Source organism: Nonomuraea sp. NPDC050328, assembly GCF_044459405.1.
Classification (GTDB): Bacteria; Actinomycetota; Actinomycetes; order Streptosporangiales; family Streptosporangiaceae; genus Nonomuraea.
The window spans coordinates 48,443-71,908 of the sequence record NZ_JBITIW010000005.1; the positions used below are offsets into that span (position 1 = coordinate 48,443).

Genomic DNA, 23,466 nt, shown 5'->3' on the forward strand with positions numbered 1-23,466 from the left:
TCAGGCCTCCTGCGGAGTGGTCGTGGCGGGGGTGTGGTGGTGGTCGGCCATGCGCTCGGCGTCCAGACCGGACAGCTTGTGCCCGCGGGAGAAGAACTTCAACCGCGCCAGCAGGGCGATGAGCGGCTTGGTGAACATGAACACCACGACGATGTCGATCAGCGTGGTCAGGCCCATCGCGAAGGCGAAGCCCGCGACGCCGCCGACGGCCAGGAAGTACAGGACCACGGCGCAGATGAACATGACCGCGTCGGCGATCAGGATCGTGCGGCGCGCCCGGACCCAGGCCACCTCGACGGCCGCGCGCAACGTGCGCCGGCCCTCCTTCATCTCGTCCCTGATGCGTTCGAAGTAGACGATGAAGGAGTCGGCGGTGATGCCGATCGAGACGATGAGGCCGATGATGTGCGGCAGCGACAGGCGGAAGTTCGCGCCCGCGCCCAGCACCACGACAGCCTGGTAGGTGATGACCGTGGCGACCACGAGGCTCAGCACCGCGACGATGCCCAGGCCCCGGTAGTAGAACAGGCAGTAGAGCACGACCAGGGCCAGACCGATGAGGCCGGCGATGATGCCGCCCTCGAGCTGGTCGGCGCCGAGCGTCGAGGACACGGTGACCGCCGAGCTCAGGTTGAACTTCAGCGGGAGCGAGCCGTACTTCAACTGGTCGGCGAGCGTGGTCGCGGTCTCCTGGGTGAAGCCGCCGGTGATCTCCGCCTGACCGCCCGGGATCGGGTTGATGATCTGCGGGGCGGTGATGACCATGCCGTCGAGAACGACGGCGACCTGGTTGCGCGGGGCCTGCGAGTTGTAGGCCTTGGTGGTCAGCTTGCTCCACTCGGCCGGGCCGTTGCCCTTGAAGGAGAGCTGCACGATCCACTCGGTACGGCCCTGCGGGATGCCCGCGGAGGCGGTGTCGATGTCGGTGCCGACGACCTTGGCGACGTCGAGGATGTACTTGGCGCTGCCGTCGTCGGAGCAGGCGGCGAACTGCTTGTTCGGGTCGTCCTGGATGCCCTGGCCGCGCTTGTTCGGGTCGAGGCAGTCGAGCGCCTGGAAGGCCTTCAGCGTCTCGGGCGACACGCCCTCGGTGCTGCCGTACAGCTCGCCCTGGGGCTGCTGCGGCTGCTGCGAGGGGACCGGCGTGCCGGACGGGGCCGGGGTGGAGGTCGCGTTCGCGGACGGCGTGGGCGTGGGCGTGGGCGTGGGGGCGGTCAGCGCCTGCGAGAGCGCCTTGCCGGTGGGGGAAGGCTTGGGCGAGACGGTCGCGCTCGGCCGGCCGCTCGGCGCCGGGGACCCGGTGGGCGTCGCGGACGGGGATCCGCTCGGCTTGGGCGCCTCGGTCTGCAACTCGGCCGGCAACTGCGTGGCCTCCATGGCCAGCACCTGGCGGAAGCGCAGCTCAGCGGTCTTACCGACCCTCTCGACGGTCTCCTTCTGCCCCGCGCCTGGCACGGAGATGACGATGTTGTCGCCGGTCTTGGCGACCTCGGCATCGGACAGGCCGCTGCCGTTCACCCGGTTGCGGAGGATGTTGACCGCCTGGTCGAGAGCCTCCTGCGAGGGTGCCTTGCCATCGAGCGTGACGGGCGAGAGCGTCACCGTCGTTCCGCCGGCCAGGTCAAGGGCGAGCTTGGGCGTCCACGCCTTTTGCAGCGCCATCGCCCCAGCCATGGCGAGAATGAGCGCCAGGAGAAGCAGGAGCGTACGTCCTGGCTTGCTCTGGCGACTGGTCGGTCGGGCCACTGGTCGTCTGTTCTTTCAGGTAGGGGTTTGAGCAGAGCCTAGTCAGGACTTGGGGGTGGTGGAGTCCTGGCCGCCGTCGACGGTTCCCTTGGCGGGAACGTCGGCGTCGTCCGTGACCTGGTCGTCGGTGTGGTCGGTGACCACCGGCTCGTCACCCGGGGTGACCACGCGCCCGATCGCCGCCTTCACCCAGCGGGTCTCGACACCCGGCGCGACCTCGATGATCACATCCTCGTGGTCGATCGCCACGATCGTGCCGAACAGGCCGGTCGTGGTCATCACGCGAGTGCCCGGGGTGAGCGAGTTCTGCATCTTGACGGCTTCCTGCTGCCGCTTCTTCTGCGGGCGGATGAGCAGGAACCAGAACGCCACCACCATCAGGACCAACATCAGGATGGTGGACAAGCCACTGCCTTGCATGGGGCACCTTCCATCTTTCGTACAAGATGTTTACACCGGCCTTGGGCCGGAAATTCCGCTTGTCGCGCTGCTAGCACACCGCTCAGCCCGCCAGCCTACACAGCCAGCCAAGCCACGGAGTGTAGGCGGTTGTCGTGAAACGCGGCAACGAACCAGCGTTCCGGCGCGCGGGGAAGTTCCCAATTCGCAACGTTGGTACCGATCTGTGACGCGGGCTCCGATGCGGCTCGGCCCCAGCCGGGGCTCCGGGTCCGCCGGCTCCGGGGCTCTGTGACCTCCGTTGACCTGGCTTTGCCGTGATCAGCCCGATCCCTCGACGGCGGCCAGGGCCTCCTCCAGGGTGAACGCCCGGGCGTAGAGGGCCTTGCCGACGATGGCGCCCTCGATCGGCAGGGCGGCCAGGGCGCGCAGGTCGTCCAGGGAGGCCACGCCGCCGGAGGCGATCACCGGCCTGGCGGTGCGGGCGCAGACCTCGCGGAGCAGGGCGAGGTTGGGGCCGCGCAGGGTGCCGTCCTTGGTGACGTCGGTGACGACGTAGCGGGAGCAGCCGGCCGCCTCCAGGAAGGCCAGAGCCTCCCACAGGTCACCGCCCTCACGGGAGGCGCCTCGGGGAGCGAGGGTGGTGCCGCGGACGTCGAGGCCGGCGGCCACGCGGTCGCCGTGCTCGGCGACGACCTCGCGGCACCACGCGCGGTCCTCCAGGGCCGCGGTGGAGAGGGTGACGCGGGCGCAGCCGGTGGCCAGGGCGGCCTTCAGCGAGGCGTCGTCGTGGACGCCGCCGGACAGGTCGACCGGCACGTCCAGGCGGGCGGTCACCTCGGCGAGGAGGTCGTGGTCGGAACCGCGGCCGAAGGCGGCGTCCAGGTCGGCCAGGTGGACCCACCGGGCTCCAGCGGCCTGCCAGGCGAGGGCGGCGTCCAAGGGGCTGCCGTGGACGGTCTCGGTGCCCGCCTCGCCCCGCACCAGGCGCACGGCCCGACCGGCGGCCACGTCCACGGCGGGCAGGAGCAGCAGCGTCATGGAACAGCACCCTATCGACCGGGGCCGGCTCCCGGCCGAGGCCGTTTCAAAGGGGGCGAAAGCGGCCATCCTCTCCCGATGAGCCGCGAATCCCTTCAGCCCTTCGACCGCGTCGATCTCTTCCGGCAGGAGGTCGAGGCCTTCACGGCCGCGGCCCGGCGGGCGCTGCCGGACGCGCCGCAGGTGCCGAGCTGCCCGGACTGGTCGGTCGCCGACCTGGTGCTGCACCTGGCCGGTGTGCACCGGACCGTCGCCAGGCTGATCGAGCAGCGGATGGACGCCCTGCCCGACCCGTCGACCATGGCCGGCCAGCTTCCCCGGGACATGGCCGGGTGGCCGGATCCGGCGAAGGCGCCCAGCTACGGGCCGATGCCGGAGTCGTTGCTCGAGTGGTTCGGCGAGGGGGCGCGGCGGTTGGCGGAGGTGTTCCGCACGACCGACCCGGCGACCGAGGTGTGGACGTACGGGGCCGACCGGACGGTGGCCTTCTGGGTGCGGGTGCAGACGATCGAGGTGGCGCTGCATCGGTGGGACGCCGAGCTGGCGGTCGGGACGCCCGGGGCGATCGACCCGGCGCTGGCGGCGGACGCGGTGGCGCAGACGTTCGAGGTGATGGTGCCCTTCCGGCGGGCCATGACCCAGGCCCCGCCCGGCGCGGGCGAGACCTACCGCTTCCGCCGCACCGACGGGCCGGAGAGCTGGACGGTCCGGTTCGACGGCCCCGACCTCCACGTGCACGGGACGAGCCCGGACGCCGGTGAGGGTGTCGATGTGGAGCTTGCCGGTACGGCGGAGCAGCTCATGCTGTACCTGTGGCACCGCACCCCGGCCGACACCCTCGCGGTGACGGGTGACCGTACCGTCCTGGAGCGGTACTTCACCCTCGCGCCCCCCGTCTGACGGCGGGCGGGTCAGTCGGCGAAGGCGGCCCCGAACGCGTCGGCGGGCGGCTCCATGCCCAGGTGCAGCCACGCGGCCGCGGTGGCGACCCGCCCGCGCGGGGTGCGCGCGACGAGTCCCTGCCGGACCAGGAAGGGCTCGGCGACCACCTCGACCGTCTCGGGCTCCTCCCCCACGGCGACCGCGAGGGTGGACAGCCCCACCGGCCCGCCGCCGAACTTGCGCAACAACGCCGACAGCACCGCCCGGTCGAGCCGGTCGAGACCTTCGGCGTCGACCTCGTACAGGTTGAGCGCGGCCGCGGCCAGATCCCGGGTGATCACCCCGTCCGCCCGGACCTCGGCGAAGTCACGCACCCGGCGCAGCAGCCGGTTGGCGATCCGGGGCGTGCCGCGCGAGCGGCGGGCGATCTCATGGCCGCCGTCGTCCGGCAGCTCGACGCCCATCAGCCGCGACGAGCGCCTGAGCACCTGCTCCAGCTCCGGCACCTCGTAGAACTCCATGTGCGCGGTGAAGCCGAACCGGTCACGCAGCGGCGCGGGCAGCAGCCCGGCCCGCGTGGTCGCGCCGACGAGGGTGAAGGGCGCGATGTCGAGCGGGATGGCGGTCGCGCCGGGGCCCTTGCCGACGACGATGTCCACCCGGAAGTCCTCCATCGCCAGGTAGAGCATCTCCTCGGCGGGCCGGGCCATCCGGTGGATCTCGTCGATGAACAGGACCTCGCCCTCGCCGAGCGTGGACAGGATCGCGGCCAGGTCGCCGGCGCGCTCCAGGGCGGGGCCGCTGGTGATGCGCAGCGGCGTGCCGAGCTCGGCGGCGATGATCATGGCCAGCGTGGTCTTGCCCAGACCGGGCGAGCCGCTCATCAGGACGTGGTCGGGCGCCTTGCCGCGGCGCAGCGCGCCCTCCAGCACCAGGGAGAGCTGCTCGCGCACCCGCTGCTGGCCGATGAACTCCGCCAGCCGCTTGGGCCGCAGCGCCGCCTCGATCTGCAGTTCGTTGTCGTCGGCGGCGGAGGAGACGAGGTCGCGTTCGAAGCTCATCGCACGCTCAACGCCCTCAGCGCGGCCTTGAGCATCGCGCCGACCTGCGGCTCGCGGCCCTCGGCCAGCTCGATCTCGGCCATCGGCTCGACGACGGCCAAGGCCTCGTCGGCGTCCTTGCCCGAGTAGCCCAGCCCGACCAGGCCGGAGTGCACCTGCTCGCGCCAGGTCACGCGGCGCGGCGCGCCGGCGATGGCGGCGTTGACCGCCTCCTCGGGCGTGCCGAGCCGGTTCTTCAGCTCGACGATGATCCGCTGGGCGCCCTTCTGCCCGATGCCCGGGACCTGCGTCAGCGCCTTGACGTCGGCCGCCGACACCGCCACGCGCAGGGCGTTGGGGGTGTGCACGGCCAGCATGGCCAGGGCCAGCTTGGGCCCCACGCCGCTGGCGGTCTGGAGCATCTCGAACACGACCCGCTCGTCCTCGTCGGCGAAGCCGAACAGGGTCAGCGACTCCTCGCGCACCACCAGCGAGGTGGCGAGCCTGGCCTGCTCCCCCACCCGCAGCGTGGCCAGCGTGCCCGGCGTGCAGTGGACCAGGACGCCCACCCCGCCGACCTCGATCACGGCTCCGTCCGGACCGGCCGCGGTCACCGTGCCCCGCACCGATGCGATCACACCACTCGCCCCCTCGTCGCCCGCGCGACCGCCTCGGCCAGCCGCTGCTGGTTGCCGCCGCGCCACACGTGGCAGATCGCCAGCGCCAGCGCGTCGGCGGCGTCCGCCGGTTTCGGCATCTCCTTGAGCCGCAGCACGCGGGTGACCATGGTGCCGACCTGTGCCTTGTCGGCCGAGCCGTGCCCGCTGATCGCGGCTTTGACCTCGGAGGGGGTGTAAAGCGAGACCGGCAGCCCGCGCCGCGCGGCGCACAGCACAGCGATGCCGGAGGCCTGGGCGGTCGCGATGACCGACTGCGTGTTGTGCTGGCTGAAGACGCGCTCGACCGCCACCATGTCGGGGGCGATCTGGTCGAGCCAGCGTTCGAGGCCCTGTTCCAGGGCGACGAGCCGGTCGGGCAGCGGGTCGTCCGCCGGAGTGCGGATCACCCCCACGTCGACCAGCGACAGCGGACCGCCCACGCGTCCCTCGACCGCTCCGACGCCGCATCGCGTCAGCCCAGGATCCACACCCAGCACCCGCACCCGCGCACACCCCTCCATCCGCCGAACACTTGTTCGGCGGGAGCCAGCCTAACGGCCGGAGACGTTCCGCGCACGCACACCGGCCCGTTCAGACCGGGCTTCCGGGAAGGGGAGCACGGGCTGCCGGGGCGTGCGGCGGCGCCCTATACGCTCACCGGCATGAACGGCATCACCCTGCGTGAGCTGCTGGCTTTCGACGAGGCCGACGTCCTGCGCCTGGTGCTCGCGCCGGCCGGTGAGGACGTGCGGTTCGACGGCGTGGTCATCGGCGACGAGGGTCCGGCCCGTTCCTGCACCGGGCGGGTCGTGCTGGCGATCGGGCTGCCGGTCCAGGAGGCGGCGCGGCGCGACGCGGCGGCGGTGGTGGTGCGGGCGGACGGGTTCGACGAGGAGACGCTGCACACCGCCGACCAGTACGGCCTGGCCTTGCTCGCCAGGGCCGAGTGGGCGGACTGGGACGACGTGGCGACGCTGCTGCGCTCGGCGCTGGCCTACGCGGGAGCCGGCCGGGGCGACCGGATGGCGGACGCGACCGAGAGCGGCGGGCTGGCCGCGCTGGCGTCGGTGGTGGCGGAGTTCACCGGCGGCTCGATCACCATCGAGGACACCCGGTTCCGGGTCCTGGCGCACTCGGCGACCGGGCCCGAGGCCGACGAGATGCGCCGTTCCACCATCCTGGGCGGGCGGGTGCCCGACTGGCGGGTCGAGGAGCTGCGGCGCAGCGGGCTGCTGCGCGCGTTGTGGTCGTCGGACGAGGTCATCCACCGGCCGGCCGACGGGGACACGCCCGAGCGACTGATCATCGCGATCCGCAGCGGGCGGGAGATGCTCGGCTCGATCTGGGCCGCGGCCGACGGGCGGGCGCTCAGTCCGAACGCGGCGAGCGCGCTCAGCCGGGCGGCCGAGGTGGCCGTGCCGTACCTGCTGCAGCACCGGCTGCGGGAGAGCGGCGCGCGGCGGCGGGAGGAGCACGCGCTGCGCGGGCTGCTGAGCGGGGAGGGCGATCTGAGCACGCACGCGTGGTCGCTCGGGCTGGCTCCCGAGCTGCGGTGCGCGGTGGTGGTGGCCGAGCTCGACGGCTCGCCGGGCGCGGCCGGTGAGCGGGTGCTGGGGACTCTGGCGCTGCAGGCGGCCTCCTACCGGGGGGCGGCGCGGGTGCTGCGGGAGGCGGGGCGGGTGACCGTGCTGCTGCCGGTGGGCGACGGGGAGGAGTACGGGGCGGCGGGCCTGGCGCGGGAGCTGGACGGGCTGGCCGCGGCGACGCCCGGGGCGGGGCCGGTGTGGGTGGGCGCGGGCGGCGTGGTGCCCTCGCCCCTGCGGGCCGCCGCCTCGCGGGAGGAGGCCGCGCTGGTCGTCCGGGTCCTGCGCGAACGCGGCGGCCTGCCGGAGAAGGGCGGCCCCGCGTCAGGAGCGGCCCCGGTGCGGCGGTGGGCGCAAGCCGCGGAAGTGGCGCCGGCGATCGACGTGCTGCGCATCCTGGACGCGGCCCGGCCCGCCTGGGAGCGGGGCAACGGGCCGGTGCACGAGCTGATCCGCGCCGACCTGGCCGCGGGCGGCGAGCTGGTCCGGTCGATCGCCGTCTACCTGGAGGAGGCCGGCGACGTCGCGGCGGCGGCCAGGCGGCTGGTCCTGCACCCCAACACCCTGCGCTACCGCCTGCGCCGCGCCCGCGAACGGTTCGCGGTGGACCTGGACGATCCGGACATCCGCCTGCTCATGACCCTGGCCGTCCGCTTGGTGGACGCCTCTTGGCCGACCGGCCAAAGCTGATCTCCCGCTTTGGCTCGGCGGCTAAAGATTTCCGGATACGGCAGGCCTCAGGCTCGTCCTTACGGTCCCCCGAAATCCAGGAGTCTTGACGTGTTGAACAGCAGGGTCGCCGAGGTCGTCCGCCACGCCGTGGACACCGGCGCGCTGGGCGCGGAGCAGCCCGTGGCCGGTTTCGTCGACGTCGAGGGGGTGCGCTCGTCGGTCGCCGCGCTGCACGCCGCCTTCGGTCCCGGCGTGCTGCACACCTTCGCCGCCAAGGCCGCCTCGCTGGTGCCGGTGCTGCGCCTGCTGGCCACCGAGGGCATGGGTTGCGAGGTGGCCAGCCCGGGCGAGCTGCGCATCGCGCTCGACGCCGGCTTCGACCCCGCCAAGATCGTGTTCGACTCCCCCGCCAAGACCCGGCAGGAACTGGCCCAGGCGCTGGAGCTGGGCATCGCGGTCAACGCCGACAACCTGACCGAGCTGCGCCGCATCGACGGCCTGCGCCGCGACGACTGCGCCTCGGTCGTGGGCCTGCGGGTCAACCCGCAGGTCGGCACCGGGTCGATCGGCGCGATGAGCACTGCCACCGCCACCTCCAAGTTCGGCGTCGCGCTGCGCGACCCGGGCGCCCGCGAGGCGGTCGTCGAGGCCTTCGTGCGCCGGCCCTGGCTGACCCGGCTGCACGCGCACGTCGGCTCGCAGGGCTGCCCGCTGGAGCTGATCGCCGCGGGCATCGCCGAGACCTACCTGCTGGCCGAGGAGATCAACGCCACGCTCGGCCGGCGGCAGATCACCAGCCTGGACATCGGCGGCGGGCTGCCGGTGAACTTCGCCGACGAGCGGGAGACGCCCACCTTCGCCGACTACGTGCGGGTGCTCGGCGAGGCGGTGCCCGGCCTGTTCGACGGGCGCTACGAGCTGGTCACCGAGTTCGGCCGCTCGCTGCTGGCCAAGAACGGCTTCATCGGCGCCCTGGTGGAGTACACCAAGGACGCCGGCGGGCGGCGCATCGCGATCACCCACGCCGGCGCCCAGGTCGCCACCCGGACCGTGCTGATGCCCGGCGCGTGGCCGCTGCGCGTGGACGCCTTCGACGCCAAGGGCCGGCCCAAGCAGGGGCCCCTGCTGGCGCAGGACGTCGCCGGGCCCTGCTGCTTCGCCGGCGACGTCGTCGCGCACGCCCGGGAGCTGCCGGAGCTGGAGGAGGGCGACTTCGTCGTGCTGCACGACACCGGCGCCTACTACTTCTCCACGCCGTGGGCCTACAACAGCCTGCCGTACCCGGCCGTGCACGGCTTCACCACCGACGGCGGCCAGGTCCGCCTGGCCACCGTACGGCAGGCGCAGACCCTGGACGAGATCGCCGCGATGAGCGGCCTGGCGCACGCCGGGGCGCTGGTCTAGAAGTAGTCGAGCATGTACGGCGAGGCCGCGAACGCGCTCTCCAGGGCCTCGTCGTACCGGTCGTCCCCGCGCAGCATGCCGGTGCGGCGCAACAGCCCGGCCGGCAGCCCGCCGTACAGCGCGGCCAGCCCGTTGGCGCTCAGCCGCGGCCCCTCCCCCTGGGCCGGCTCGGCCCTGCCGGCCCCGCCGGAGACGGTGAGCCGCCAGGTCCCTCCGGCGCCCGGCTCCTCGGCGTCCTCCACCCGCACGACCGCGTCGAGCTCGACGGCGGCGGAGAACCCGCGCCGCTCCATGGCCAGCGGCAGGTCGTGCACCCGCAACATCCACCGGACCTGCTTGACCTGCTCCTTGGTGCGCTCGCGCAGCAGCCACAGGATCGGGTCGTCGGGCGCGACGCAGGCGGTGACCGACTTGGCCACCGTGGAGGCCGACCCGACCAGCGACCACAGCGCCCGGGTCGTCTCCTCGGAGACGGCCACCAGGGTGTCCAGCTCGATGGCGCCGTCGTCCCAGCGGTAGACGGCGAAGCCGTCGTCGGCGAGGTAGAGGAAGTCGTCCTCCTCGCCCAGCCACTGCCGCCAGGTGCGCTCCTCCCAGGAGATCGGCCCGCTGGCGCGGGTGGCGGCGTGGATGCGGCCGAGGGTGGCGATCACCTCGGGGGCGTCGCCGGGGCCCATGCGGCGCAGTTTGACCGTGCCGGCGGGGGCGAGCGAGCGCAGCGCCTCGGTGGGCAGCGTGACGATGTGCTGGGCGCCGACGTGCTCGTAGCCGACCGAGCGGTAGATGGCGGTGGTCGCCGGATACAGGGCCGACAGCGCGTAGCCGTGCTCGACGGCGCGGCGCATGACCGCGCGGGTGATCGTCCGGCCGACGCCGCGGCCGCGGTCCTCGGGGCCGACCACGACGCCGGCGACCCCGGCCAGGGGCTGCGGGCGGCCGTGCCACCACTGGGTCAGCCGGCGGTAGCGGGCCGCGGCCACGAGCCGGTCGCCGTCGAAGACGCCCAGGTAGCGCTGCTGTTCGACGGAGGGCGTGACGAGCTGGTACCAGGTCTCCGTGTCGCTCGCGGAGATCGGGCCGAAGGAACGCTTCCGGACCTCGAGCACCGCGCCCAGGTCGTCGGGGGTCAGATCGCGAATATCCACGATGTCAACCTAGGACACCTCGCAACCGGTTTACCGGCCCGTCTCGGCGACCATCCGGTCGAGGTAGGTGACCTGCGCGACGGCCAGCGCGGCCAGGGCGACGGCCGCCACCGCGAGCGGCAGGGCCAGCCCGTACGGCAGGACCCCGGAGCCGCCCAGCCGGGGCGCGGCGGTCACCAGCACCTCGGGCCCGGTCATGGTGCGCGGGCTCATCGCCACGCCCAGCGGCCACAGCAGGTCCTGGGCGTTCAGCAGGGTCACCCCGCCGGCCAGCAGCCCGGCCATCGGCAGGGACGGCAGCACGACCGTGGACAGGAAGGGCCCCTCCCGGCGGGCCAGCCCCCGGCACAGCACGGTGAGGATCACCAGCGCCGGGACGCTGACGGCCACCGGCGGCACGAGCGCGACGAAGGTGTCGAGCAGGTCCAGCGAGCGCACGTTCAGCCACGAGGCCAGGACGGTCGGCGCGGTCCCGGTGAACAGCCACGGCGCGAACGGCAGCAGCAGCCACTCGCTGCGCCGGCCGAGCGGGCGCAGGCCACCGATGCCGAGCGCGCCGACGTAGGCGACGCCCACGGAGACCACCGCGCCCGCCAGCGCGGGCAGCCAGGTGTTGAGCTGGATCCGGGCGCTGTGGTCCGGGCGCTGTGGTCCGGCCCCTGCCCCGGCGAGAACAACCCCAGCACCCACTCGAACCCGGCGACCGCGATGGCCACCGGCGAGCACGTGACGATCCAGACCGACAGCACCACGCGGCCGATCCGGCGCACGGGGGCTCCGCCGTACGCCAGGGAGAGCGCCAGCAGCGGCGCGACCACGGCCACGACCAGGAGGGGGCCGGCGGTGAGCAGGGCGGTGAACCCCAGCGCCCGCCAGAACGGCTCCCCACCCAGCAACGTCGCGTAGTTCGCCCAGCCCACCACGGTGGTGCCGCCGCCGCGCAGCGGATTGCCGCGCTGGAGACTCAGCACGACCGTCTGCACGCTGGGCACCACCAGGGTGGCCAGCCCGAGGAGCGCGGGCAGGAAGAACAGCCAGCCGAGGGGACGACGCATGGGCCAGAACCCTAGCCCAGGCGCCCGGATGCCCCGAGGTCAGGCGTCGATCTTCTCCATGACCTCGTCGCTCACGTCGAAGTTGGCGTAGACGTTCTGGACGTCGTCGCTGTCCTCGAGCGCGTCGATGAGACGGAAGATCTTGCGCGCGCCGTCCTCGTCGAGCGGCACGTTCATGGAGGCCATGAAGCTCGACTCGGCCGAGTCGTAGTCGATGCCGGCCTCCTGCAGCGCCTTGCGCACCGGGACCAGGTCACCGGCCTCGGAGACGACCTCGAACTGCTCGCCCAGGTCGTTGACCTCCTCGGCGCCCGCGTCGAGGACGGCGTCGAGGATCTGGTCCTCGGTGTACTCGACCGTGGTGCCCTTCTTGGTGTCCGTCACGACCGACTTGGGCACCAGCACGACGCCCTTGCGGTTGAACATGTACGCCACCGAGCCCGGGTCGGCCAGCGAGCCGCCGTTGCGGGTCAGCGCCACGCGCACCTCGGAGGCGGCGCGGTTGCGGTTGTCGGTGAGGCACTCGATCAGCACCGCCACGCCGTTGGGGCCGTAGCCCTCGTACATGATGGTCTGCCAGTCGGCGCCGCCGGTCTCGAGGCCGCCGCCGCGCTTGCGGGCGCGCTCGATGTTGTCGATCGGCACCGAGCTCTTCTTCGCCTTGTAGATGGCGTCGAAGAGGGTGGGGTTGGCATCCGGGTCAGGGCCACCGGTCCGCGCCGCCACTTCGATGTTCTTGATCAGCTTGGCGAACAGCTTGCCACGCTTGGCGTCGAGCGCAGCCTTCTTGTGCTTCGTCGTCGCCCATTTGGAGTGGCCGGACATGACTTACAGCTCCCTCACCAGGTTTACGAAGTATTCATGCACGCGCGCGTCACCGGTCAGCTCCGGGTGGAACGATGTCGCGAGCAGCGGTCCTTGGCGGACCGCGACGATCCTATCGCCCGTCGAGGCCAGCACCTCGACATCCGGCCCGACCCGCTCCACCCAGGGGGCCCGGATGAAGACCGCGCGCACCGCCTGACCGGCGAAGTCGAGGTCCTCCTCGAAGGAGTCGACCTGGCGGCCGAAAGCGTTACGCCGCACGGTCATGTCGATGCCGCCGAGCGTCTCCTGGCCGGCGATCCCGTCCTCGATCCGGTCGGCCAGCATGATCATGCCGGCGCAGGAGCCGTAGGCGGGCATGCCCGACTTGATGCGCAGCCGCAGCGGCTCCAGCATCTCGAAGGTGGTGGCCAGCTTCCACATGGTGGTCGACTCGCCGCCGGGGATGACCAGCGCGTCCACCGCCTCCAGCTCCGCCGGCCGGCGCACGGCCACCGCCGTGGCGCCCGCCTCCTCCAGCGCGCGGGCGTGCTCGCGCACGTCGCCCTGCAGCGCAAGTACACCGATCGTGGGCACGCGAAGATCCTTCCGTCGAGGGGTTCCCCAGATTCAACACCAGAGGGGTCAGCGCTCTTCCGCCAGGGTGGCCTCGCCGTACAGCGGCCGGTGGTCGGACGGGGCATCGGCCGCGCCGACGCGGCACTCGCGCATGCCGGGGGCGAACAGGTAGTCGATCTTCTTGCCGGTGAAGGTCCAGCGCTGCCGCGGGTCGCACTCACGCCAGCGGGCGGCGACCGCCGTGATCGCCGCGCGGTGCGGCGTCAGGTTGAGGTCGCCCCCGAACACCACCCGCCGCCCGCCCTCGCGCGCCGCCCGCTCCAGCTCGCGCACCTGTTTCACCCGGTACGGCGAGCCGTCCTGGTGGTCGTCGTTGGACATCCCGGACGACAGGTGCGTGCCGCACGCCCGCAGCCTCCAGGCCGGCACGTCCGCGCACACCGCCGCCCGGCGCACGAACCACGGCGGCGAGCTCAGCTCGTGCTCGCTGAAGGCCGCCTGCCCGGCCTGGACGGCCACCACGACGCTCTGCGTGCCGCGCTCGCGGCCCTGGTAGTCGGGGTGGCACGCGTACGGCCGCCCCTTGGCGTCCCGCAGCCCCCACGACCGCACGCTCCATCGTGCGCCGCTGAGCTCTTCGAGGCTCTTCTCCAGCGCCGCGTCCGCGCCCGTGCAGAACTCCTGCAGGAACACCACCCGCGAGCGCCCGGCCAGCGCGTACTTCGCCGCCGTCCACCCGAGCTGATGCACCCCGGCCCGGTACAGCGGGCACGCCCCGTTCGTCCCCCCGCACACGTTCCACGTCATCACCCGCACCGCGGCCACCCCTTGGCCCGCCGGAAGGGGCGCCGCCGCCAGCACCATCCCGGCCACGACCCCCCACTCCAGCACCATGCCGGCATGCTACCCGCGGCCTACCTCTCGCAGACGATCCCGTCGTCGTCGCGGTCGTCGTACCACTCGTACTCCGGATCCACGCCCTTGACGTAGGGGCCGTAGCCGTTGTCGTTGGCCTCGCCGCAGGTGCCGAACTTTGGATCGTTCCCGTCCGGTGTCGGGGTCGGGGTGGGCGTCGGAGTCGGGGCCGGGTCGGCGGCAGGGGCGGTGCCAGGGTGGCAGTAGGCCTTGACCGGTCGCAGGCCCTTCACCGATGCGACCAATTTCCCGTCGACGTGCAGGTCGAGCCGGAAGCGCACGCCCTTGACCCCGGCCGGCACCGCCATCGCGGCGCACGTGCCGGGCTTGAGGGTGAAGGCCCGCCGGAAGGGCACGCCCCCGCGCACCTTGACGTGGCTCTTGCGATCGGCCACGGCCGCCCGGCTTCCCTTGGCGTAGGTGATGGTGAGTTTGCCCGCCTTCACCGGCCCGGGCAGTTGGACGAGGCGCAGGATCACCCGCGCATTGGCCGCCTCCCCCGCTCCTGCGGCGACGGCCGGGCCGGCCACGAAGGCGAGCGGGACTAAGGCGGCGGCGCACAGGGCGCCCAGGGAACGGCGGAGTTTCACCGGTACCTCCGTTGACTAGGGAGACAGGAGATACCTATGTCGCTCCGCGCCCCGCCTTCGTTACGCCGCCGCCTCCTGGAGCGTGTGGCCGGCGTCCACGCGGGACAACGGGCGGAGGTGGTGGCGGCGGGCGTAGAGGATGGCCATGCCGGCGGCGCAGCAGGCGGCGCCCAGCAGGTACGGCACGGCGGTGCCGAGGTGTTCGCCGAGCTTGGTGGCCACGAAGGGGGCCAGGGCGCCGCCCATCCAGCGGACGAAGTTGTAGCCCGCCGAGGCGATGGGCCGGGGCGCGTCGGAGACCTCCATGGCGGCCTCGGTGAAGACGGTGTTGCAGATCCCGATCGGCACGCCGGTGAGGATGGTGAACACGACGATCCCGGCGTGACCGGACAGGGCGATGCCGACCTGGAGGACGGCGAGCAGGGCGAGGGCCAGGTGCAGGACGGTCACCGAGCCGAGGCGGCGCTGCAGGCGCGGGGCGAGCAGCACCGAGCAGACGGCGACCATGACGCCCCAGCCGAAGAAGACCGCGCCGATGCCGTAGGCGCTCATCCCGAGGATGAAGGGGGTGAAGGCCAGCACGGTGAAGAAGGCGAAGTTGTAGAAGAGCGCGGTGAAGGCCGTGGTGGACAGGCCGCCGTGGGCCAGGGCGCGCAGCGGGTCGGACAGCCGGGTCTTGACCGCGGGCCTGGGCACGGCCCGCAGCAGGGTGGCGATGAGGACGAAGCCGGCGGCCATGAGGGTGGCGGTGCCGAAGAAGGGCGCCCGCCAGTTCCAGTCGCCGAGCAGGGCGCCGACCAGCGGGCCGAGGGAGATGCCCAGGCCGAGCGCGGCCTCGTAGAGGATGATCGCCGTCTCGGCCCCGCCGCTGGCGGCGCCGACGATGACGGCCAGGGCGGTGGCGACGAACAGGGCGTTGCCCAGTCCCCAGCCGGCGCGGAAGCCGACCAGTTCGGCCACGCTGCCGGAGGTGCCGGCCAGGGCGGCGAAGACGACGACCAGGCCGAGGCCGAGCAGCAGGGTCCGCTTGCCGCCGATGCGGCTGGAGACCCAGCCGGTCACCAGCATGGCCACCGCGGTCACCAGGAAGTAGCTGGTGAACAGCAGCGAGACCTCGCTGGCACTGGCGTGCAGGCCTTGGGCGATGGAGGGGAGGATGGGGTCGACCAGCCCGATGCCCATGAAGGCCACGACCGCGGCGAACGCGGTGGCCCACACGGACACCGGCTGGCGGAGCAGGCCGCCGCCGGTGCGCATGGTTCTCCTTACAGGTGGTGCGGGGTCGCGGCCGGAGGAGAGTCGGCGGCCTCGGCCCCGGTCTTCATGACCGGCCGAGCTTGTCCAGCACGGGCAGCGCCCGGGCGAGGATCTCCTGCTCGGCCGGGGTGAGCGTCTCCAGCCGGGCGGCGAGGAAGGCCCGGCGGGCCTGCCGGACGACGTCCAGGCGGGCCCGGCCCTCCTCGGTGAGCTCGACGGTGCGCACGCGGGCGTCGCCGGGGTCGCTGCCCCGGGCGACGAGCCCGGCGTCCTCCATGCGGTTGATCTGGACCGTCATGGTGGGCAGGTGCACCGCGTGCTCCTCGGCCAGCTCGCTCATCCGGCGGGCCCGGTGTTCGAGCGAGCCCAGCACGGCGTACTGCTGGCTGGTGACCGGCTGGCCGGCGACCGCGCGCCGCAGCAGGAGGACCAGGTGACGCAGGGAGGCCGACAGTTGCTCGGCGAGGGTCTGGGAGGCGCTCATACTTAGACAGTCTAAGTTAGCCTGTCTAAGTATTCAACCGGAGAAAGGCCCCGCCTGTTCCCGGCGGGGCCGTCCGGCGACGGTCAGGGGCGCTCGGTCTCCAGGCGGACCGTCTCCTCCACGGTCATCTCGTCGAGCGCGCGAGCCGCCGGGTCCAGCGGCCGCAGGTAGGTCTGCTGCACGCCGGGCACCCGGTCCTCGACGACGAAGGTGGCGCGGGTGTAGACGTCCGAGCCCGGCGCGGTCACCGTGGGCACGACCTTGAAGTCGGCCGTCATCAGCTCCCGCTCGATCCGGGTCAGCACGTAGCCACGCTGGTTGTTGTAGAACTTCAGATGCGGGTTGATCTTCAGGAACGGGTGCGTGGCCGGGTCGCTGTCGCGGCCGTCGCCGCCGGTGCTGATCGAGGAGGCCACCAGCTCCGCGCCCACGCTCGGCCCGGTCGGGTCGTCGTAGTCGAGCTTGAGGTCGCTGGCCCAGTGCGCGTGCACGTCGCCGGTGAGCACCACCGGGTTGCGCACGCCGGCGTCGAGCCAGCCCTGCGTGATGCGCCGGCGCGAGGCGACGTAGCCGTCCCAGGCGTCCATCGAGGTCACCTTCGCCGGACCGGCGTTGTTGTCACGCTGGGCGAAGAAGACCTGCTGGCCCAGGATGTCCCACTGGGCGCGCGAGTGGCGGAAGCCGTTCAGCAGCCACGCCTCCTGGGCGGAGCCGGTGATCGAGCGCGCCGGGTCCACCGCCGCCGGGCAGTCGCGGTAGCCGTCGCCGCAGCCCTGGTCGTCGCGGTACTGCCGGGTGTCGAGCATGTGGAAGGTGGCCGTCCTGCCCCAGCGCACCCGCCGGTAGAGCTGCATGTCGACGCCCCGGGGGATGGAGGTACGGCGCAGCGGCATGTTCTCGTAGTAGGCGCGGAAGGCCGCCTCCCGGCGCGACAGGAAGTTCGGCTGCGGGATCTCCGGCTTCTCCGGCACCTCGTCGGCCCAGTTGTTGTCCAGCTCGTGGTCGTCCCAGACGACCAGCCAGGAGGCGGCGGCGTGGGCGGCCTGCAGGTCGGGGTCGGCCTTGTACTGGGCGTGCCGCTGGCGGTAGTTGGCCAGCGTCTCGGTCTCGGGGCCCTCGTGGTGGCGGATGTTGCCGCCGGGGATGGTGTAGGTGTTCTTGGTGTACTCGTACTGGTAGTCGCCCAGGTGCAGGATCAGGTCGGGGCGCTCCTGGGCCAGGTGCCGGTAGGAGGTGAAGTAGCCGTGCTCGAACTGGGCGCAGGAGACGAAGGCCATCGACAGGGCTCCGCCGTACGACAGCGGGTGCGGCGCGGTGCGCGCGCGGCCGAGGGGCGAGACGTACGGGCCGACCCGGAAGCGGTACCAGTACTCGCGGTCGGACCCGAGCGAGTCGAGCTCGACGTGGACGCTGTGCCCCCACTCGGGCGCGGCGACCGCGATGCCGGACCGCACCACGCGGCGGGCGCGCTCGTCGGCGTAGACCTGCCACAACACCGGGAAGGGCCGCTGCGGCATGCCGCCGAAGCCGTCCTCGGCCAGCGGCTGCTGGGCCAGCCGGGTCCAGATGACGAAGCCGGAGTGGTCGGGGTCGCCACTGGCCACACCGAGGGTGAACGGGTCGCTGCGCAGGCCGCGCCCGGCCGGCGAGGCGGCGGTCTCGTCGGGCTCGGCCGAGGCGGGACCGGCCAGGACGGGCACGGTCGCCGCGGCGGCCAGGCCGGTGACGAGGAAGGAACGGCGGTCGAGTCCGGGCATCGGGGCTCCAGGAGAGATCGTGACGACGTCGAAAGCCTGACTCCGTCCCGTTAACTCTCCATGATCACGTCCGGAAATATCCGGCAACACGAAGGGGCGGCACGCCGGCGCGCCGCCCCTTCCGGTGTTCAGGTGCTACCAGCCGCGCTCGGCCAGGCGGTGCGGCACGGGGATGTCGTCCACGTTGATGCCGACCATGGCCTCGCCCAGGCCGCGCGAGACCTTCGCGATGACGTCGGGGTCGTCGTAGAAGGTGGTCGCCTTGACGATCGCCGCCGCGCGCTGCGCCGGGTTGCCCGACTTGAAGATGCCCGAGCCGACGAAGACGCCCTCGGCGCCGAGCTGCATCATCATCGCCGCGTCCGCCGGGGTGGCGATGCCGCCCGCGGTGAACAGCACGACCGGCAGCTTGCCGGTCTTGGCGACCTCGACGACCAGCTCGTACGGCGCCTGCAGCTCCTTGGCCGCGACGTACAGCTCGTCCTCGGGCAGCGAGGTCAGGCGCTTGATCTCCTGGCGGATGGTCCGCATGTGGGTGACGGCGTTGGAGACGTCGCCGGTGCCGGCCTCACCCTTGGAGCGGATCATCGCCGCGCCCTCGGTGATGCGGCGCAGCGCCTCGCCCAGGTTGGTCGCGCCGCACACGAAGGGCACGGTGAAGCGCCACTTGTCGATGTGGTTGGCGTAGTCGGCCGGGGTGAGCACCTCGGACTCGTCGATGTAGTCGACGCCGAGCGACTGCAGGAGCTGGGCCTCGACGAAGTGACCGATCCGGGCCTTGGCCATGACCGGGATGGAGACGGCGGCGATGATGCCGTCGATCATGTCGGGGTCGCTCATGCGCGAGACGCCGCCCTGGGCGCGGATGTCGGCGGGGACCCGCTCCAGCGCCATGACGGCGACGGCGCCCGCGTCCTCGGCGATCTTCGCCTGCTCCGGGGTGACGACGTCCATGATGACGCCGCCCTTGAGCATCTCGGCCATGCCCCGCTTGACCCGAGCGGTTCCAGTGGCTACTTCGGACACGTTTATGCACCTCACGAATGATCCGGGCTTACGCATCCAGTGTACGGAGCACCCAGTGGTCCTCGGTAAGGGCCACTTCGGAGCTGCGGCCCCAGACCACTTCCGGCGGGTGCGAGTGCCGGCTAGGGCACGACCGGCTTCTTTGCGGCCAGCGCCACCCACACCTGGCCGGGCGCGAAGTTCATCGGCTCGCCCTCGGGGGTGGTGTAGACCGTGCCCTCCTCCTCCGAGGCGCGCGACCACTTGGCCTTGTAGGCCTTGCCGTCGCGCAGCACGAACGCGTCGCCCTTGCCGACCGTCTGCACCAGCGGCGTGTAGCTCTGGTTCTTGTCGTGGAACTCCGAGCGCACCGTCTTGACGTACTGCACGACCACGGTCGGCGCCGACAGCTGCCCGCCCTCGGCGGCCATGTTCTTCTTGCCGTCCTGCCAGATCAGCCACTGCTGCTTGGCCTCGGACCAGACGAAGTCGAAGCGCGCGGCCGGCCAGCGCACGGTCATCCGCTTCTTGTCCACCCCGCCGCTCTCGGGGGCGTCGCCGAAGGTGAAGCCGACGTCCTTGGCCTTGGTCGCCTTGGGCGCGGCCTTGATCAGCTGGCGCGTGTTCGCGAACAGGTTGTAGGGCGCGTAGCGGCCCGGCTGGCGGAAGTAGGCGCCCGGCGCGCGGCTGTCGGAGACGTCGAACAGTGAGGCCTCGGCGATGTGCGGCAACATCTTGGTCTGCGCGCCGGAGTAGGCGAAGGCGGGCTTGCCGAACATCGGCGCGATGTGCAGGTCGGAGATGCGCGCGCTGCGGACCGGGCCGACCTTGGCCGGGATCTTCGAGGAGAAGATCACCATGAGCCGGGTCAGACCCGCCTCGACCTGCTCGATGTAGACGATGTCGGCGCTCTTCAGCCCCATCTGCGGCTTGCCCGCCGCGGTGTTCTCGATCTTGACCGCGAGCACCGGCCGCATCGTATCCGCGGGCAGCCCGGTGAACGGGTGCCCCGGCTCGGCGACCGTCGGCGAGGCCGACGGGGCGGCCGTGGCCGCCTGCGGCTGGCCCGCCGGCGGCTTCTCACTGGAGGAACAGGCCGCGACCGGGGCCAGTACGGCAAGCGTCACAACGAACAAACCGGCACGCCGCACCTGGTCAACTCCTCCGCTAGGCCAAGAAATCGGGAGAAGCTTACCGGCGATCCCAAAATGGGTCATTCAGATGCGGACATCGACTCCGGAGCCGCATCGTCGATCTCGAAGAAGTGCGGGAAGTCGGTGTTGCCCGCCAGCCGCAGCGTGCGGGCCAGCCAGCGCCGCTGCGCGACCTGGGTGACCGCGACCGCGTTGTTGTAGAAACGGCGCGAGTAGACCACCTTGGCGGTGGCCGCGTCGAGCTCCTCCAGCAGGTCGGGGCCGCCGGGGGCCTCGGCCAGGGCCTCGCGGAAGCGTTCCTGGTCGACCGCGGCGCGCAACGCCCTCGACAGGTCGCTCTCGGCGTGCTCGCGCTCGTCTGGCCCCGCCGTACGTGCCTCGTGGGCGGCGGCGGCCAGCACCAGCGAGGTGGCCGGGTCGAGCAGCCGCGAGCCGGCCAGCTCCAGCACCACCGCGCGCCGGCGCATCAGGGCGGCGTCGAGCGCCTCCTGGGCCAGCTCCAGGCGGATGTGCAGCCGGTCGAGCCGGCCCGCCCGCCAGGAGATGTACACGGCCGTCAGCACCACGACCAGGCCCGCCAGCAGCAGGACGATCGTCTGGTTCACCGGTCCTCCGGCTCTCGCGTCGGCCTAGCCCGGTCGTTCACAGGTCCTCCACCACGCGGCCGCCGCCCTCGGCGGCGACCGTCTCGTACACGCGCACCACGTCGCGGGCGACCGTCGACCAGTCGAACTTGCGCACCGCGACCAGCGCCTCGGCGGCCAGCTTGGCCCGCCGCTCGGGGTCGGCCAGCAGCGCGTTGGCCTCCTCGGCCAGCGACGCCGGGTCGCCGTTGCGGAACAGCGCGCCCGCCTGGCCCTCGCCGAGCACCCGGCGGAAGGCCGGGATGTCGCTGGCCAGCACGGTCGCCCCCGAGGCCATCGCCTCGGCCAGCACGATGCCGAAGCTCTCGCCGCCGGTGTTGGGCGCGCAGAAGACGTCGACCGAGTGGTAGGCGCGGATCTTGTCCTGCTCGCTGACCATGCCGAGCATGGTGACCCGGTCGCGGATGCTGCGCGGGATCTTGACGTCGCCGGCCCCGGCCACCAGCAACTTGGCGTCCGGGATGGCCTCCATCGCCTCCAGCAGGATCGGGAAGCCCTTGCGCGGCTCCTCCAGGCGGCCCAGGAACCCGATGGTGGTGCCGTCGGGACCCCAGCCGGACAGCGGCTCGGCCTCGGCGAAGCGGCTGACGGTCACCCCGTTGGGGATCAGCACGGCGTCGCCGCCGAACTGCTCGACCAGGCTCTTGCGGGCGGCGTCGGAGACGGCGATGCGCCCGTGCAGCTTCTCCAGCGCGCTGCGCAGCAGCGGTTCGGCGACCGCGATGGCCCGCGAGCGGTTGAAGGAGGCGTGGAAGGTCGCCACGATCGGCCCCTTGGCCGCCCAGCAGGCCAGCACGCCCAGCGACGGGATGAGCGGCTCGTGGATGTGCAGGACGTCGAAGTCGCCGTCGTTGATCCAGCGGCGCACCCGGGCCGCCGACAGGAAGCCGAACGACATGCGCGCCACCGACCCGTTGTAGGGCACCGGAACCGCGCGGCCCGCGCCCGTCACGTACGGCGGCAGCTCCTCGTCGTCGCTGGCCGGGGCGATGACGGAGATCTCGTGGCCCTGGGCGATGAGCGCCTGGGCCAGGTCGTCGATGTGCTGCTTGACCCCGCCCGGCATGTCCCACGAGTAGGGGCAGACGATTCCGACCCTCACTGGTCGATCCAGAGCCGCTGCAGCATGTGCCAGTCCTCGGGGTGCTCGGCGATGCCCTTCTCGAAGACCTCCACCAGGCGCTGCGCCGCCACCGCGACGCGCTCCTGGCGGGTGCCCTCGGCCGGGACGGCCACCTCGGGCTCGATGCGCAGGCCCCAGTCGTCGCCCTCGAACCACAGGATCGCCGGCAGCAGCGCGCAGCCGGTCTGGACGGCCAGCAGCGCCGGACCGGCCGGCACCTTGGTGGTGGCGCCGAAGAAGCTCACCTCGATGCCGCTCTTGGTCAGGTCGCGCTCGGCCGGCAGGCAGACGACGCCGCCCCGCCGTACGCGGGAGGCGAGGGTGCCGATGGTGTGGCCGGCGCCGCCGGTCAGCGGCAGCACCTCCATGCCCAGCCCCTCGCGGAAGGCGGTGTAGCGGCGGTACAGCGACTCGGGCTTGAGCCGCTCGGCCACGGTGGTGAAGCGGCGGCCGTTGCCGACGAGCCACGCGCCGGCCTGGTCCCAGTTGCCCATGTGCGGCAGGGCGAGCACGACGCCGCGGCCGGACTCGAGGGTCTGCCAGATGTGCTCGTCGCCGGTGACGTGGGTGCGCCGCACGACCTCCGCGCTGGGCATCTTGGGCAGCCGGAAGACCTCGTGGAAGTAGCGGAAGTAGGAGCGCATGCCGCGCCGGGTGAGCTCGCGCAGCTCGGCGCCCTCCAGGCCGGTGACCCGGGCCAGGTTGGCCTCCAGGCGGCGGACCGAGGCGCCCCTCCCCCGCCAGACGCGGTCGGCGGCGAGTTCGAAGCCGCGCGCGGTCAGCCGCTGCGGCAGCAGCGGGACCAGCTTCCAGCCGGCGGCGAACCCGGCGGCCACCGCGCGGTCGGTCAGGGAGATGTTCATCGGGGGGCTCCAGCCTGGCGGTGGACGTGGACGACGCGCTGCACGACGGTGACCGCGCTGGCCACGGCCAGCACCGTCATCCCGATGGCCAACAGGGGCGGCCAGAACTGCGCGAAGCCGGCCGAGCACAGCCCGACGACCAGCCGCTCGGGCCGCTCGACCAGGCCGACGTCGCAGCTCAGGCCCAGGCCCTCGGCACGGGCCTTGACGTAGGAGACGAGCAGGCCGGCGACCAGGCAGAACAGGACGACCCAGGCGAGGACGAACTGGCCGGTCAGCACGAGGTGGATCAGCAGCCCGCAGAAGATGGCGGCGTCGGCCACGCGGTCGAAGGTCGAGTCGAGGAAGGCGCCCCAGGTGCTGCCACCGCCGCCGCCCAGCCGGGCCACCACGCCGTCGAGCAGGTCGAGCAGGGCGAACAGCCCGATGACGAAGGCGCCCCACCACAGGTGGCCCAGCGGGAACAGGACCAGGGCGGCGACCACGGTGCCGGTCGTGCCGACCGCGGTGACGGCGTTGGGGCCGATGCCCCGGCTCACCAGTGCCCTGCCGAGGGGGGTGAGGATCCGGGTCATGGCCGGGCGCAGGAGTTTCAGCATCGCAGCTCGATCGTAGGCCATTTTCGTTGGCCTCCACCTCTTGTGATATTCGCCACACGGGTATTT

General features: G+C 72.4%; 25 protein-coding genes. 4 read left to right on the forward strand and 21 right to left on the reverse strand.

The features are described 5' to 3' along the window. The 3 genes from secD to priA form a co-directional block, all read right to left on the reverse strand. On the reverse strand, positions 1-1,662 hold the full coding sequence (gene secD, locus ACIBG7_RS19845; RefSeq protein ID WP_397337153.1) for a protein translocase subunit SecD: 1,662 nt from the start codon (positions 1,660-1,662) through the stop codon (positions 1-3). 126 nt (positions 1,663-1,788) lie between these two features. After that, the gene (yajC, locus tag ACIBG7_RS19850; RefSeq protein WP_357934865.1) at positions 1,789-2,166 is read right to left on the reverse strand and encodes a preprotein translocase subunit YajC; all 378 of its coding nucleotides are present in this window, start codon (positions 2,164-2,166) and stop codon (positions 1,789-1,791) included. A 300-nt stretch (positions 2,167-2,466) separates the two neighbouring features. Further along, complete coding sequence (gene priA / locus ACIBG7_RS19855) at positions 2,467-3,186, reverse strand: bifunctional 1-(5-phosphoribosyl)-5-((5-phosphoribosylamino)methylideneamino)imidazole-4-carboxamide isomerase/phosphoribosylanthranilate isomerase PriA (protein ID WP_397337154.1); 720 nt, start codon at positions 3,184-3,186, stop codon at positions 2,467-2,469. A gap of 78 nt (positions 3,187-3,264) precedes the next feature. Here priA and ACIBG7_RS19860 point away from each other — a divergent pair, with 78 nt between their 5' ends. Further along, entirely contained in the window at positions 3,265-4,086 is an 822-nt protein-coding gene (locus tag ACIBG7_RS19860) for a maleylpyruvate isomerase family mycothiol-dependent enzyme (RefSeq protein ID WP_397337155.1), read from the forward strand. Between the two features lie 11 nt (positions 4,087-4,097). Here the strand turns inward: ACIBG7_RS19860 and ruvB are convergent, their stop codons facing one another. The 3 genes from ruvB to ruvC are packed head-to-tail and all read right to left on the reverse strand — an operon-like array spanning position 4,098 to position 6,270. Further along, a complete protein-coding gene (ruvB, locus tag ACIBG7_RS19865) occupies positions 4,098-5,129 on the reverse strand; it encodes a Holliday junction branch migration DNA helicase RuvB (RefSeq protein WP_397337156.1) in 1,032 nt (343 codons plus the stop codon). Next, positions 5,126-5,746, reverse strand: coding sequence for a Holliday junction branch migration protein RuvA (gene ruvA, locus ACIBG7_RS19870; RefSeq protein WP_357934877.1), 621 nt, complete (start codon positions 5,744-5,746; stop codon positions 5,126-5,128). The genes ruvB and ruvA overlap by 4 nt, the downstream gene beginning before the upstream one ends. Then, on the reverse strand, positions 5,743-6,270 hold the full coding sequence (gene ruvC / locus ACIBG7_RS19875) for a crossover junction endodeoxyribonuclease RuvC (RefSeq protein ID WP_357934880.1): 528 nt from the start codon (positions 6,268-6,270) through the stop codon (positions 5,743-5,745). The genes ruvA and ruvC overlap by 4 nt, the downstream gene beginning before the upstream one ends. A gap of 159 nt (positions 6,271-6,429) precedes the next feature. Between ruvC and ACIBG7_RS19880 the strand changes: the two genes are divergently transcribed. Continuing rightward, positions 6,430-8,040 (forward strand): PucR family transcriptional regulator, encoded by a 1,611-nt coding sequence (locus ACIBG7_RS19880; protein ID WP_397337157.1) that lies wholly within the window; start codon positions 6,430-6,432, stop codon positions 8,038-8,040. 90 nt (positions 8,041-8,130) lie between these two features. Then, positions 8,131-9,426 carry a diaminopimelate decarboxylase gene (locus ACIBG7_RS19885; RefSeq protein ID WP_397337158.1) on the forward strand — a complete coding sequence of 432 codons (1,296 nt, stop codon included), beginning with the start codon at positions 8,131-8,133 and terminating at the stop codon, positions 9,424-9,426. On the opposite strand, the gene eis is transcribed toward ACIBG7_RS19885, so the two are convergent. Next, positions 9,423-10,571, reverse strand: coding sequence for an enhanced intracellular survival protein Eis (gene eis, locus ACIBG7_RS19890; protein ID WP_397337159.1), 1,149 nt, complete (start codon positions 10,569-10,571; stop codon positions 9,423-9,425). The two genes, ACIBG7_RS19885 and eis, sit on opposite strands and share 4 nt — an antisense overlap. Positions 10,572-10,601: 30 nt before the next feature. Then, positions 10,602-11,147: a hypothetical protein gene (locus tag ACIBG7_RS19895; RefSeq protein ID WP_397337160.1), complete on the reverse strand. Its 546-nt coding sequence runs from the start codon at positions 11,145-11,147 to the stop codon at positions 10,602-10,604. Between the two features lie 57 nt (positions 11,148-11,204). On the opposite strand from ACIBG7_RS19895, the gene ACIBG7_RS19900 reads away from it, so the two are divergent. Continuing rightward, positions 11,205-11,477, forward strand: coding sequence for a hypothetical protein (locus tag ACIBG7_RS19900; RefSeq protein ID WP_397337161.1), 273 nt, complete (start codon positions 11,205-11,207; stop codon positions 11,475-11,477). Positions 11,478-11,665: 188 nt separating this feature from the next. On the opposite strand, the gene ACIBG7_RS19905 is transcribed toward ACIBG7_RS19900, so the two are convergent. The 13 genes from ACIBG7_RS19905 to pgsA all read right to left on the reverse strand — a co-directional run bounded on the left by ACIBG7_RS19905 (position 11,666) and on the right by pgsA (position 23,400). Further along, complete coding sequence (locus ACIBG7_RS19905; RefSeq protein WP_397337162.1) at positions 11,666-12,451, reverse strand: YebC/PmpR family DNA-binding transcriptional regulator; 786 nt, start codon at positions 12,449-12,451, stop codon at positions 11,666-11,668. Between the two features lie 3 nt (positions 12,452-12,454). Then, positions 12,455-13,027 (reverse strand): pyridoxal 5'-phosphate synthase glutaminase subunit PdxT, encoded by a 573-nt coding sequence (gene pdxT / locus ACIBG7_RS19910; RefSeq protein ID WP_357934902.1) that lies wholly within the window; start codon positions 13,025-13,027, stop codon positions 12,455-12,457. Between the two features lie 48 nt (positions 13,028-13,075). Continuing rightward, complete coding sequence (locus ACIBG7_RS19915; RefSeq protein ID WP_397337163.1) at positions 13,076-13,903, reverse strand: endonuclease/exonuclease/phosphatase family protein; 828 nt, start codon at positions 13,901-13,903, stop codon at positions 13,076-13,078. A gap of 20 nt (positions 13,904-13,923) precedes the next feature. Then, the gene (locus tag ACIBG7_RS19920) at positions 13,924-14,514 is read right to left on the reverse strand and encodes an excalibur calcium-binding domain-containing protein (RefSeq protein ID WP_397337164.1); all 591 of its coding nucleotides are present in this window, start codon (positions 14,512-14,514) and stop codon (positions 13,924-13,926) included. Positions 14,515-14,574: 60 nt separating this feature from the next. Further along, a complete protein-coding gene (locus ACIBG7_RS19925; protein WP_397337165.1) occupies positions 14,575-15,771 on the reverse strand; it encodes an MFS transporter in 1,197 nt (398 codons plus the stop codon). Positions 15,772-15,835: 64 nt separating this feature from the next. Then, on the reverse strand, positions 15,836-16,255 hold the full coding sequence (locus tag ACIBG7_RS19930; RefSeq protein ID WP_397337166.1) for a MarR family winged helix-turn-helix transcriptional regulator: 420 nt from the start codon (positions 16,253-16,255) through the stop codon (positions 15,836-15,838). A gap of 83 nt (positions 16,256-16,338) precedes the next feature. Next, positions 16,339-18,012 (reverse strand): alkaline phosphatase D family protein, encoded by a 1,674-nt coding sequence (locus ACIBG7_RS19935; protein ID WP_397337167.1) that lies wholly within the window; start codon positions 18,010-18,012, stop codon positions 16,339-16,341. 135 nt (positions 18,013-18,147) lie between these two features. Then, positions 18,148-19,074: a pyridoxal 5'-phosphate synthase lyase subunit PdxS gene (pdxS, locus tag ACIBG7_RS19940; protein WP_397337168.1), complete on the reverse strand. Its 927-nt coding sequence runs from the start codon at positions 19,072-19,074 to the stop codon at positions 18,148-18,150. 86 nt (positions 19,075-19,160) lie between these two features. Further along, positions 19,161-20,168 (reverse strand): DUF3048 domain-containing protein, encoded by a 1,008-nt coding sequence (locus tag ACIBG7_RS19945; RefSeq protein ID WP_397337169.1) that lies wholly within the window; start codon positions 20,166-20,168, stop codon positions 19,161-19,163. A gap of 62 nt (positions 20,169-20,230) precedes the next feature. Next, positions 20,231-20,776 carry a hypothetical protein gene (locus ACIBG7_RS19950; RefSeq protein WP_357934923.1) on the reverse strand — a complete coding sequence of 182 codons (546 nt, stop codon included), beginning with the start codon at positions 20,774-20,776 and terminating at the stop codon, positions 20,231-20,233. 37 nt (positions 20,777-20,813) lie between these two features. Continuing rightward, positions 20,814-21,917 (reverse strand): glycosyltransferase family 4 protein, encoded by a 1,104-nt coding sequence (locus ACIBG7_RS19955; protein ID WP_357934926.1) that lies wholly within the window; start codon positions 21,915-21,917, stop codon positions 20,814-20,816. Beyond that, on the reverse strand, positions 21,914-22,801 hold the full coding sequence (locus ACIBG7_RS19960) for a phosphatidylinositol mannoside acyltransferase (RefSeq protein ID WP_397337170.1): 888 nt from the start codon (positions 22,799-22,801) through the stop codon (positions 21,914-21,916). Before ACIBG7_RS19960 ends, ACIBG7_RS19955 begins: the two co-directional genes overlap by 4 nt. Then, the gene (gene pgsA, locus ACIBG7_RS19965; RefSeq protein ID WP_357934932.1) at positions 22,798-23,400 is read right to left on the reverse strand and encodes a phosphatidylinositol phosphate synthase; all 603 of its coding nucleotides are present in this window, start codon (positions 23,398-23,400) and stop codon (positions 22,798-22,800) included. The genes ACIBG7_RS19960 and pgsA overlap by 4 nt, the downstream gene beginning before the upstream one ends. Between the last annotated feature and the right edge of the window lie 66 nt (positions 23,401-23,466).